Raw genomic sequence first — 10,823 nt, 5'->3', positions numbered from 1 at the left:
AGAAATGAAGAAGAAAATACCTTATTTGGAGGAATGGTTGGAGTTAGCTCAATCGGGCAATTTCAAAAAGGCTCAGACAATCTACTATGAAAATCTATTTCCGGTTGTCATAGATAATTTCATAGATGAGCATAAAGGATTGATTAGCGAGGGTGGAACATTGTTCTCCATACTAGGTTTCTCACCTGAGCCAATAATCTTGACCGCAAGAACTGTCAGACCAACAAAACATGTGATTTTCACATCAAATCAAACAAGTGAGGGACTTGAATACCTAGATAAATTTCTAGAAACCCCATATGAAGTTGTCAATATTGAGAATGAAACATTTATCACTCTCTATAAAGCATTGAAGGAAAAACTTGTTCTTAATCCAGATTCCCAATTAACACTGGACATCACCGGAGGAAAGAAATCAATGGTGGCCAGTGCTTCGATATTCGGTAAGGATTATGGCTGTAGAATAGTTTATGTTGATTTTACCGATTACATCAAAGATTTGAGGAAGCCTAAGCCCGGATCTGAAGTTTTGAACCTGGTATATGATCCATTCCGTGATCAACCTGAAATCATATTGGAATGAAGGTGATAGTCACATTGGTCGGAGGTCAATCTTTACCTGTGTACCTAGGTATTAAGGAATTTAATCCAGACAAGCTTGTCTTTCTTTCGTCAAAAGATTCAAAACAGAAATTGACGGACATTAAGTCTTTATTGCAAGGACATTCATTTCATGAATTCGAGTGTGATCCGTTTGAATTCGAATCGGTGGTAAAGCAATGTGAGAGCATTATAAGCAAATTCAAAACTGATGAGATTATCTTCAATTTGACCGGCGGCACAAAAATCATGGTACTTGCAGTGCAATCAATAATACAGAAATTGAATTTAAGCGGGTTTTATCTTAATCAAGACAACTCAGTATTGTTAATTCCTGCATACAAGAAACAAAAGATTACTTATTCAATAACCATTGATGAGTTTTTCCAATTAAGTGGTCATAAGTTGACCAGTTTTACAGAATATAAAGACATTTCAAAAACTGATATCAAGGTTTCGCATGACATTTTAACCTGGGCGACTAATGATAACAGATACACTACCGTCACAAAACATTTTAGGTCCAAGTTCAAAAACACAAATCATATTCCTTCCTCTGGAGATGAAAAGTTTGGTAATGCATTTCATGTCAAATGGGATGTGAATACTGTACAAATAGCTCAAAAGAACAAGTCAATTATCTCATTCAAATCATCAAATATTAAATCACTATTCTTCAATGCTGGTTGGTGGGAAATGGTGGTGGCAGAAGAGTTATCTAAATGGAGTGGGGCGACTCAGATTTTAATCAACTGTGAACTGCCATTTAGATCGGATGCGTCAATGATGAAGAATGAAATCGACATTCTATTAAACGCAGATAATAAATTGGTCTTTGTGGAGTGTAAGTCTGGCAATGTTGTTCAGGCAGATATTAACAAAATGAATACCATCAAAAAGACCTATGGAGGGGTGATATCTAAAGCAATCTTAGTAAGTCGCTATTTACCAAACAGTGGAATTATTGAGAAGTGCAAAGAGCTAGACATTGAGGTTTTTGCATCAACTTTTTCTAGAAAGCAACCCCCATCCTTTAAGAACCTGATTAAACAGATAGGTAAACAGTTAAAGAGATCTTCTATGTGAAATGATAGCATTAGAAAAATGGTCGAATATTTCACGCACGCTTATCGCATGTTTCTCTGTTGAATGAGATCAAATTCATCATCTCGCGTAGCCTACTCCTCACTCTACTTCCATACATTTTCTCAATCTCACCACTGTCAAGATTTGTTGTAATGTGGGTGAGCATCTTATGATTAATGTAATAGTCATACCGTGAGAGGAGGATCTCTGTCATGACATTACAATCATTTCCGAAATACTTAAGACTATTCTCAACTCCGAGGTCATCAAAGCAGTAGTGCTTTGGAATCCATTCATCTGCTTTGAATTTGAATGACCGGTCGCTATACTTCTCAATGACCTGGTATCCATTCTGTATGAAGTCGTATGAAATCTTTCGAGTGGAGATCATCAAGTGTTGTTCTTGATGAGGTCGAATAAATCTCATGATATTCATGAGAGAGGTTTTGCCGCAACCAATGGGGCCCATGAGGAGGATTCCTTTTCTAAGGTCCAGATCAAATTCTGCGGCATTTTTCTCGTCTTTAAAAAAGTAAACGAAGAGGCGAAAGATGATCGGATAATCCTCCTCAAGTACCCTGAATTTCGGACCGTAAATTTTTCGGCCTGTTTTTTCTAAAAAAGAGATACACTCCTGGAAGTGGAATACATCTGATTCGAGTTCTGATATTGTCATAGTGGTTCATCATAATTTTTTTTCAAATTGGAATCATTGTTTACCTGTTTAGACTGTTTATTACTGTTTATATAAGGTCGCAATGCTGTTGCAGTGGTTGTATCAGTAGTTGTCTTGGTAGTTGTATCGAAAGTGAACATGTTCACTCTACTTCCTTTGATCGGATCATGCGAAGGAATGTATTCCAAATAGCCCCAGCTATCAAGCTCCTTTAAGCACTTGGCATAGGTATTATTTGAACCAATTTTTGAAAGCTTCATGAGTTCTGATCTTGCTACCGAAAGCGGATTTCTAAACCTGTTGGAATTCCAAATTTGAAAGAGTGCCAGGTACAAGCTGATGTGGCTAGGATATAGCCGTTCATCCGCTTGTACTTTAGCAAACCAGTTATTCATGTGATGGATGTAGTTCATCCTTCGAGGGCCTCAGGATGCCTATTGATTATTGAATTTGTTCTCCTCCAACATTCTTAAGATGTCGTGGTAATCGTAATAGATCACCCCTCCGATCTTGGTGTAAGGAAGCGTACCATTCACTCGGAGGTTTTGTAATGTTCCCGGAGAGATCTTTAGCATCTTCCGTAGTTCACTTGATCTAAGCCATTGTTTGTTTTGAGTATTATCTTCTGATAATACTTCCCTGATATCCTGGAGAAGTTCCATCTTGAATTCTCGCAGATCATCTGCTGTAATAATTGTTGCTGCCATCTAATATTTGTTTTTGTTTTTCGATGGCCAAAGCTGGATTGCTTTGAAACGTTTTATTCACAAGATGACACCAACTTGGGTGAAACTTTTATCGATTTTCTGATTGGATTTTCGCTAACAGACTGGCTTTCAAAGAGTCAATATATGAGGTTGGATTCTTTTTTAGCTTAATATCTGTGTACAAGCGATAGAAATACCCAAGATCAACATTGAAGGATCTCTCCATCACCGAAATGATGTCTTTCAGATCTCCTTTAAGCGATCCTGATGAATGGAGAGCATAAATCAATTCAACCAGGTCTGTTTTGCTTCCTTGCCATTCCAGAGATTTCATGAATTCCCAACTTGGGTCCAAAGACGGATTCTTCAACATGTACTCTTCATTCCTCAAGAATTGAATGAAACGATCAGCTGCGAGGAGGCAAGAATAGGTTGGATCCGCTGGTGAGCTGAACTCCGGATCCACCGGATACTCGAGATTGCCATGAGCTTTCGGACAGTATTCACGATGGGTGAAGTACAAATAGTCCAGGTGATTAAGGCCCTGCCTGATATAGTTGTTGAAGTCGCAATGTTTCGTGATGTATGCTGAGACTTTATCAGAATGGCCAGCGATGTAATGCTTCTTAGCTTTGACACTTCCACGGGGCTTAGACTTGTAGAATTGGTTGACCTCAATTTGAAAGATCAACTCGGAGAAAACCTTGGGTTTGATATGTCGGAAAAAATGAATTTGTGCCTCCTCCTTATGCAGGTCTGCGTCAAGGTAGAGTTCTCTCAACTTGACTACCAGCCTCTGGCATAGCTTGATATTTTCTGCACATTTTTCAAGTCTGTTACGGTCACTGCAATCAATGGCAAGTAACCCTTGCTCCATCTCCTCAAGGAGCTCATAACATGGGTTTTCCAATGTGATTAGGTTGCTTGGTTCTTAATAGAAAGTGAAATTAGTATAAAACGGTATGATTTAGAATAAATAGCACTAATTTAGAATTTTTTAGTGTAAAAGCTGATTCTTAATGATAGCCCTTGTCGAAGATGAGGGCTTTTTATTTGCCCCATTATTTTAGATCAGCCCATAATTTCCTGCAGCTAATTCTACTTAACTTAAAGTAGATCAAAGATTTAATTATGGGAGCACACAGAAACTACAACTGGATAATTGAAACGCTTGTTCTCTTCAAAGGCTATCTAACAGGTGATAGTCCCCTAGTTTCAAAATTGATCAGTATTGAATACTCATCTACAGACGAGATGGAAAACTTGCCGACAAATCAGGATCTATCTGATGAGCTAGGTATTCCTAGAGTAAAGCTTAATAAAGAGCTAAGAGAATTGTATGACCAATTTATGAATCGGACATGGGAGAAGCCTCCGGAAATAACGAATGTTTTTCATACCATCATGATCTCCATCCCTTGGGACGAAAGAAAGAAACCAGACAAAAAGCGAATGATGTTTGAACCCGATGAATGGGCCACATACTTTCGGTTAAAGCTCACGCATGCTCCTCGCATTGGTGAACACATTGATTTGGCCTTCATCGAAGGAAACGAAAACTACAAACGTGGTTATGTCTATGATGTAAGACATTCAATCTATGGAGACTATCATGAAATCAATGTGTATGTACACCCGTTCAATAATTACTATCATCAGTGGGATAAAATGAAAAAGGATTTTGAGTGGAAGCAACGGAGAGGATGGTAGTAAAATAGTATTTATTTTATAATTATAATGTTTAATATAATAAACAATATTATATATATTTGCACAATATAATAAACATTATGTCTAAGAAGAGTGCCATATTACTTCCAAAAACAATTCATATTCTTGAAACCGTGGGTGAACAAATCAAGCTTGCAAGACTAAGACGTAAGCTTAGTGGGGAAATGGTTGCGGAGAGAGCAGGGATCGGAAGGAATACACTGATATCAATAGAACAGGGAAAGTCAACAGTAAGTATCGGTCATTACCTCAATGTACTTAAGGTATTAGGACTAGAAAACGACCTGTTAGCACTAGCAAAGGATGATGAACTTGGTAGGAAATTGCAGGATGCTGGATTATCAACAAAAGAACGTGCACCTAAGAAGAATTAGCTATGGTAAAGCAAGAAATATATGTATATGCAGACTGGGCGGAGGTTAATGGACCTCTTTTAATGGGAATGCTTTCGTCAGAGCTTCTTAGAGGCAAAGAGATATTTTCATTTGAATATGACGACACCTGGTTAAAGTCAAAACATGCTCAAACTATAGATCCTGATCTGCAGTTGTATACTGGCCCACAGTATCTAAATGAAGAAAACAAATCTAATTTCGGCCTGTTCCTTGACTCCTCTCCTGATCGCTGGGGAAGAGTACTTATGCAACGAAGAGAAGCAGCTGAAGCACGACTGAACAACAGAGATAGAAATAGGCTCTTTGAGACTGATTATTTACTTGGTGTTTATGATGGCCATCGAATGGGTGGGCTAAGATTTAAGCTAGATCCTGAAGGACCATTCCTGAGCGATGATGAAAGACAAGCTAGTCCTCCATGGACATCTATCAGAGAACTTGAACAAATAAGCTTGAGACTTGAAGAGGAGGATGCAATTGATAACCCGGAGTACTTACAGTGGTTGAATATGCTGGTAAATCCAGGATCGTCCCTTGGAGGGGCAAGACCAAAAGCAAGTGTTCTGGATCCAGATAACCATCTTTGGATAGCTAAATTTCCAAGTCGCACCGATGAAGGAAATGTTGGTGCTTGGGAAATGGTTACCTATGAAATGGCCATGAATGCCGGCATCAACATGGCGGAGTGTCAGGCTCGCAAGTTTTCTAGTAATTACCACACCTTCCTAACAAAAAGATTTGACAGAACTGCTGATGGTAAGCGTTTACACTTCACATCTGCGATGACACAACTTGGGTATACCGACGGTGCTGACGCTGCAGCTGGAGTTAGCTACTTGGAATTGGTAGAGTTTATCACCGGCCATGGTGCTAACGTGACAGCTGACCTGGAAGAGCTCTGGAGAAGGATCGTTTTTAGCATCTGTGTTTCAAATACTGACGATCATCTGAGAAACCATGGTTTCATGTTGACCAATGAAGGCTGGGTCTTATCTCCGGCTTTCGATATCAATCCGGTAGAAACCGGAACTGGTTTGAAATTGAATATATCAGAAGATGACAATGCGCTTGAACTGGATCTTGCAATGGACATACATGAATACTTCCGGTTGGATGAAGCTCGTGCTAGGACAATTATTGAAGATGTGAAGAATGCCGTCAGGCAATGGCCTGAGTTGGCGAATAAGTATGAGATATCAAGAGTTGAACAGGAGCTAAAAGCACCTGCTTTTGATGTTGCAATGAACTAATTCCCATAGGAGCTCAAATGTCAAATCGTATAATAGACATCAAAACAGTCGGTGCGTAATTCGGTGCGTAAATGCATTATCAAATCATAACTAATTGATATTCAATAGTTCAATTTGAGGGTTCGAATCCCTCCGACTCCACATTATAGCCCACCTCGGTGGGCTTTTTGATTTTACAATCCAATCTATTTGTCTTGTCCAATTCAGCTTGAATGATATTTTTAACTTCTGATTGAAATTCGTTTAGAGTCTCGATGCTGTATTTAGAAGGATCTATCGGTTCATGGATAATTATCCGATTCTTCCACTTCCATCGCATCAAATATTTTTCGTCATCAGGTAAGATTCGCCAATTATCAGCAATCGTGATCGGCACTAACTGAAAACCTGTCTCCAACGCCATCTTAAAGGGACCTTCTTTGAATTCTGATAGGTTTTTTGTGTTGGCTACATTTATTCCTCCTTCTGGAAAAACTGTAAGCGAAAAGCCTTTTTTTAGTGAATCAACACTCTCTTTAAATGCCTTATACTTACTCCTCAAACTATCTCTATCTACAGTGATATGAAATTTTCTAAAGTAATAACCAAAAGCAGGTATTTTAGAAAGTGACTCCTTACCAACAAATTGAACTGCTATGGGCATTTGGGCCATGAGTGGGATATCTAGAAACGAAAAATGATTTGGACAAAAAATATAGGTTGATTTTTTATCCAGAAGATGGTTGTTTTTAATATCGATCTTCATACCCAAAAGGAAAAAGAATACAGTTGTCCAGTGCCTTGTCAAAACAAGTCCATACTTTTTCTGGCCTAGAATAACCAAAAGAAAAAAGAATGGAAATAAGATGAAGAAGAGAAGGAAAAAGATAATTCCCGTATAGATTAAGTATGCTTTGTTTACAAACAATTTTAACTGTGTTTCCTTTTCAGTTGACATATTTTTATTTCACTCGAAGCTTTTGCCAAAAATAAACTTCTTGATGAAAGTCTGTTTTGAAACCAGTTAAATTTCATTGAATTGACATTATTAATGGGACTACTTTTGCAGTCGTTTGGTAATCAGATAAATTCAATCAATGCGGTATTTTATCATTTTTATATTCATCAGCGTAACTAAACTGAACGCTCAGGTACTTTTTCCGGGATATCATCTAAATGAATACTATGAAATCCTAAGGGTTAAAAATCCAGAATTACCAGATCCAATTTCTTACCATCCGTCAATCATTAATTCCTATGCTGCCGATTCGGCACTTTCCTGGGATATTTGGGATGGCAGATTCGACCTGTCTGATAAGGGCAATGATTATATAGAAGTGTTGGACCCCTATGCAAGATTTTCCTACATCAGTGAAGTTCCGGATAGCTACAATGATGGAGCCGTTTGGGAAGGTAAAGGATTTAATAGCTCACTCAACTTTGGATTTAGGGGCCAAAGGGGCAATTTCTCATTCACATTTGCCCCAGTAATCTACTATGCTCAAAATAAAGATTTCTATATTCCAAGTTCAACATTTCCTAAGAGCCAATTCTCCTACCCTTTTGAAAGGAAGATCGACTGGGTAATTCGGTACGGTGACAAGTCTCTTCATAAGTTTAATCTTGGCCAATCTGAAATAAGGTATCATTTTAAAAAGTTATCACTCGGATTATCAACCCAGTCAATGATTTGGGGACCTGCTCAGGTAGCTCCAATAGTTATGTCAAATAATGCTGCTGGGGTTCCTCATGTAGATATAGGAACTTCTAAGCCAATAGACACTAAACTAGGCAAATTTGAATTTAAGCTTTTTTGGGGTTTGATGGATGAATCAGACTATTTCGACAATGATGAAACCAATGACCAACGGTACATGACTGGTGCCATTTTTGGTTTTCGACCAAAATTTGCCGAAGAGCTTAGCTTAAGTATCAATCGCGTAATGTATCGGGATATGTTTGATGGTGATTTCAAACCCATTAATATTTTTGCTGCTCTTTGGGGTAATATAAGTAACCCAAATCTACCAAATGATGACTATGATCAAATGTGGTCACTAGGCGTGTGCTGGGAATTTAAGGAATATGGTTTTGAAACGTTCCTGGAATATGCAAGAAATGACTACCCAGGAGTTATAATTGATTTTTTCGAAAATCCTGATCGAACCCGTGCAGTTACGATGGGATTTGTGAAGTCCTTCGATCTTAATAATGGTAACTTATTTCGAATAGTTTTTGAACATACGAAGCTTAACAAAGTAAAACTCTCCGTTGCAGCAAGTGGTCACCCCACTTATTATGTACACTCAGTTGTTGAAAATGGATATACAAATAATGGCCAGATAATGGGGGCATATATTGGACCTGGCTCAAATGCTAACCATATTAAATTCCAACTTTACAACCCAAAGGGTCGTATGGCATTTCGTATTGATCGAGTTCGGTTCAATGATGACTATTTTATTGCCAATTTTGCGGGACAACCTGTGCAGCCAAATGATGGAAGCTACCTGATGGGATTTGACTACATGCGATTTATTAAAGACTTTACAATAGAAGCCTCTCTGAATCGTACAAATAGACGAAACTGGTATTACGAATCAGATCGACATACAGAAAATTTAAGTTTGTTATTAAAGGTAAGCTACTCAATAGAGTAAAATATCTTAATTTATTTCTTCTATTTTAGCTTCATTTAATAATACATCAACCTTCCAATAACTATATGTCATTTCTAAGAAACATTGCTGAAAAAATCGTCGACGCAAAAAACCCCACACATCAGTCAATTAGAAGGTTGTCTCGAAAAGAACTAGAGAAACGACCAACTAGAACTGATGTGATAAATTTTGTTTTAGGCACAATTGGAGGTAACCTCAACTACCTGGAAATTGGCGTTAGAAATCCTCAAGATAATTTCAATCATATAAATGCCAGTAACAAATACAGTGTTGATCCGGGTGTTGAGTATGAAGAAAATCCTGTCGATTTTAAAATGACCAGCGATGAATTCTTTAATGCATTGAGAACTGGCAAAGTACTTAATAGCCAAAAGTTTGATGCAATTTTTATTGATGGACTTCACCTGGCGGAGCAGGTAGAGCGTGATATTAATAACTCTCTAGAGTTTATAAAAGATGATGGATTTATTTTCATGCATGATTGCAATCCACCATCAGAATGGCACGCTAGAGAAACCTATACATATAAAATGTCACCAGCAGGTGGAAACTGGAATGGTACCACATGGAAAGCTTTTGTTCAAGCCCGAAAAAGAATCGATATTTATTCGTGCTGTATTGACACAGACTGGGGAGTGGGGGTCATTTCTAAAACCAAACCTCTAGGTAAGTCAAACACAGTTGAAAACCGATTTTATGAGTATGCTGTCATGGAGGCCAAGCGAAGAGAATCTCTCAACTTAATGTCGTTTGATGAATTCAAAAAGCTTTTTTGAAGCGATTAAAAATATTTAGCAACGCTGAAAATTAGTTTTTTTACCTTCTAGTTTCATATCAAAAAACCTAAGCTTCCATGATCTAACTTTGCAGCTTATGAATACAAAAGAAGAAATAGTAGAAAACTGGCTGCCTCGATATACCGGTACCGAGCTTGATGAATTTGGTCAGTACATCCTCCTCACCAATTTTAAAAACTATGTAGAGCTATTTGCAAAGAAGTTTGATGTGCCAATCAAAGGCGATAAAGGGGCTATGCAAACTGCAACACATGAAGAAATTACCATTATCAATTTCGGAATGGGGAGTGCTATGGCTGCAACAGTTATGGATCTTTTGTCTGCCATCATGCCTAAGGCAGTACTTTTTCTCGGTAAATGTGGCGGACTAAAAAGTGAAAACCAATTAGGAGATTTGATCCTTCCAATAGCGGCAATACGAGGTGAAGGAGCATCAGACGATTATATGCCGCCTGAAATTCCCGCACTTCCATCTTTCCGCCTACAGCGTGCAGTTTCTCACGTTATAAAAGCAAAAGGATTTGACTACTGGACAGGGTCAGTTTTTACCACAAACAGACGTGTGTGGGAACATGACAGTGATTTCAAATCATACCTAAAAGAAATCAGAGCTTCAGCCATCGACATGGAAACGGCAACATTGTTTACCGTAGGTTTTGCTAATAAAATTCCAAGAGGAGCCTTGCTTCTAGTCTCTGACAACCCGATGGAACCAGAGGGTGTAAAAACTTCAAAAAGTGACAAAAAAGTTACTGCTCAGTTCGTTGAGAATCATCTGGAAATAGGGATCGATGCGCTATCAGAGCTTATCAACTCAGGTGAGTCTGTGAAGCACCTGAGATTCGAGTAATTTTTTTACTTGAGATTTTAAACCTTCCGTGATTTTGGAAATCTAATATGGAAATCAAAATTCCATAAAAG

Annotated in this window: 13 protein-coding genes; 8 read left to right on the top strand and 5 right to left on the bottom strand. The window is 38.2% G+C overall.

Annotated elements, in window-relative coordinates:
* Window positions 1-4 precede the first annotated feature (4 nt).
* Both ACEQZT_RS10635 and ACEQZT_RS10630 read left to right on the top strand, forming a co-directional pair.
* Window positions 5-583: a hypothetical protein gene (locus ACEQZT_RS10635; protein ID WP_370089406.1), complete on the top strand. Its 579-nt coding sequence runs from the start codon at window positions 5-7 to the stop codon at window positions 581-583.
* Window positions 580-1,686: a Card1-like endonuclease domain-containing protein gene (locus ACEQZT_RS10630; protein WP_370089405.1), complete on the top strand. Its 1,107-nt coding sequence runs from the start codon at window positions 580-582 to the stop codon at window positions 1,684-1,686. Before ACEQZT_RS10635 ends, ACEQZT_RS10630 begins: the two co-directional genes overlap by 4 nt.
* A gap of 31 nt (window positions 1,687-1,717) precedes the next feature.
* Here ACEQZT_RS10630 and ACEQZT_RS10625 read toward each other — a convergent pair whose 3' ends face one another.
* From ACEQZT_RS10625 to ACEQZT_RS10610, 4 genes are all read right to left on the bottom strand, one after another.
* Complete coding sequence (locus ACEQZT_RS10625) at window positions 1,718-2,362, bottom strand: ATPase (RefSeq protein WP_370089404.1); 645 nt, start codon at window positions 2,360-2,362, stop codon at window positions 1,718-1,720.
* A complete protein-coding gene (locus ACEQZT_RS10620) occupies window positions 2,359-2,757 on the bottom strand; it encodes a hypothetical protein (RefSeq protein ID WP_370089403.1) in 399 nt (132 codons plus the stop codon). The genes ACEQZT_RS10625 and ACEQZT_RS10620 overlap by 4 nt, the downstream gene beginning before the upstream one ends.
* Before the next feature lie 39 nt (window positions 2,758-2,796).
* The gene (locus tag ACEQZT_RS10615) at window positions 2,797-3,069 is read right to left on the bottom strand and encodes a helix-turn-helix domain-containing protein (RefSeq protein ID WP_370089402.1); all 273 of its coding nucleotides are present in this window, start codon (window positions 3,067-3,069) and stop codon (window positions 2,797-2,799) included.
* Window positions 3,070-3,157: 88 nt separating this feature from the next.
* Window positions 3,158-3,979, bottom strand: a complete 822-nt coding sequence (locus tag ACEQZT_RS10610) for an RteC domain-containing protein (protein ID WP_370089401.1) — start codon at window positions 3,977-3,979, stop codon at window positions 3,158-3,160.
* 221 nt (window positions 3,980-4,200) lie between these two features.
* On the opposite strand from ACEQZT_RS10610, the gene ACEQZT_RS10605 reads away from it, so the two are divergent.
* From ACEQZT_RS10605 to ACEQZT_RS10595, 3 genes are all read left to right on the top strand, one after another.
* Complete coding sequence (locus tag ACEQZT_RS10605; RefSeq protein WP_370089400.1) at window positions 4,201-4,779, top strand: hypothetical protein; 579 nt, start codon at window positions 4,201-4,203, stop codon at window positions 4,777-4,779.
* Between the two features lie 80 nt (window positions 4,780-4,859).
* Window positions 4,860-5,174, top strand: coding sequence for a helix-turn-helix domain-containing protein (locus ACEQZT_RS10600; protein WP_370089399.1), 315 nt, complete (start codon window positions 4,860-4,862; stop codon window positions 5,172-5,174).
* Between the two features lie 2 nt (window positions 5,175-5,176).
* Window positions 5,177-6,445 carry a type II toxin-antitoxin system HipA family toxin gene (locus tag ACEQZT_RS10595; protein ID WP_370089398.1) on the top strand — a complete coding sequence of 423 codons (1,269 nt, stop codon included), beginning with the start codon at window positions 5,177-5,179 and terminating at the stop codon, window positions 6,443-6,445.
* A 109-nt stretch (window positions 6,446-6,554) separates the two neighbouring features.
* Here ACEQZT_RS10595 and ACEQZT_RS10590 read toward each other — a convergent pair whose 3' ends face one another.
* Entirely contained in the window at window positions 6,555-7,382 is an 828-nt protein-coding gene (locus ACEQZT_RS10590) for a lysophospholipid acyltransferase family protein (RefSeq protein WP_370089397.1), read from the bottom strand.
* Window positions 7,383-7,521: 139 nt separating this feature from the next.
* On the opposite strand from ACEQZT_RS10590, the gene ACEQZT_RS10585 reads away from it, so the two are divergent.
* From ACEQZT_RS10585 to ACEQZT_RS10575, 3 genes are all read left to right on the top strand, one after another.
* A complete protein-coding gene (locus ACEQZT_RS10585; protein WP_370089396.1) occupies window positions 7,522-9,084 on the top strand; it encodes a capsule assembly Wzi family protein in 1,563 nt (520 codons plus the stop codon).
* 65 nt (window positions 9,085-9,149) lie between these two features.
* Window positions 9,150-9,881 (top strand): class I SAM-dependent methyltransferase, encoded by a 732-nt coding sequence (locus tag ACEQZT_RS10580; protein WP_370089395.1) that lies wholly within the window; start codon window positions 9,150-9,152, stop codon window positions 9,879-9,881.
* Window positions 9,882-9,978: 97 nt separating this feature from the next.
* Complete coding sequence (locus ACEQZT_RS10575; protein WP_370089394.1) at window positions 9,979-10,752, top strand: AMP nucleosidase; 774 nt, start codon at window positions 9,979-9,981, stop codon at window positions 10,750-10,752.
* The last annotated feature ends 71 nt before the right edge of the window (window positions 10,753-10,823 follow it).

It is taken from the genome of Ekhidna sp. (assembly GCF_964218185.1).
Lineage (GTDB): Bacteria > Bacteroidota > Bacteroidia > Cytophagales > Cyclobacteriaceae > Ekhidna.
The sequence above is the reverse complement of the archived record's forward strand: the minus strand, read 5'-3'. Positions and strand labels throughout refer to the sequence as shown.

Bases quoted from the DNA above. Each gene is read 5' to 3' on its own strand.
- ACEQZT_RS10615 (WP_370089402.1), bottom strand. From the start codon at position 3,069: ATGGCAGCAACAATTATTACAGCAGATGATCTGCGAGAATTCAAGATG.
- ACEQZT_RS10575 (WP_370089394.1), top strand. From the start codon at position 9,979: ATGAATACAAAAGAAGAAATAGTAGAAAACTGGCTGCCTCGATATACC.
- ACEQZT_RS10635 (WP_370089406.1), top strand. From the start codon at position 5: ATGAAGAAGAAAATACCTTATTTGGAGGAATGGTTGGAGTTAGCTCAA.
- ACEQZT_RS10630 (WP_370089405.1), top strand. From the start codon at position 580: ATGAAGGTGATAGTCACATTGGTCGGAGGTCAATCTTTACCTGTGTAC.
- ACEQZT_RS10600 (WP_370089399.1), top strand. From the start codon at position 4,860: ATGTCTAAGAAGAGTGCCATATTACTTCCAAAAACAATTCATATTCTT.
- ACEQZT_RS10590 (WP_370089397.1), bottom strand. From the start codon at position 7,382: ATGTCAACTGAAAAGGAAACACAGTTAAAATTGTTTGTAAACAAAGCA.
- ACEQZT_RS10625 (WP_370089404.1), bottom strand. From the start codon at position 2,362: ATGACAATATCAGAACTCGAATCAGATGTATTCCACTTCCAGGAGTGT.
- ACEQZT_RS10595 (WP_370089398.1), top strand. From the start codon at position 5,177: ATGGTAAAGCAAGAAATATATGTATATGCAGACTGGGCGGAGGTTAAT.
- ACEQZT_RS10580 (WP_370089395.1), top strand. From the start codon at position 9,150: ATGTCATTTCTAAGAAACATTGCTGAAAAAATCGTCGACGCAAAAAAC.
- ACEQZT_RS10605 (WP_370089400.1), top strand. From the start codon at position 4,201: ATGGGAGCACACAGAAACTACAACTGGATAATTGAAACGCTTGTTCTC.
- ACEQZT_RS10620 (WP_370089403.1), bottom strand. From the start codon at position 2,757: ATGAATAACTGGTTTGCTAAAGTACAAGCGGATGAACGGCTATATCCT.
- ACEQZT_RS10585 (WP_370089396.1), top strand. From the start codon at position 7,522: ATGCGGTATTTTATCATTTTTATATTCATCAGCGTAACTAAACTGAAC.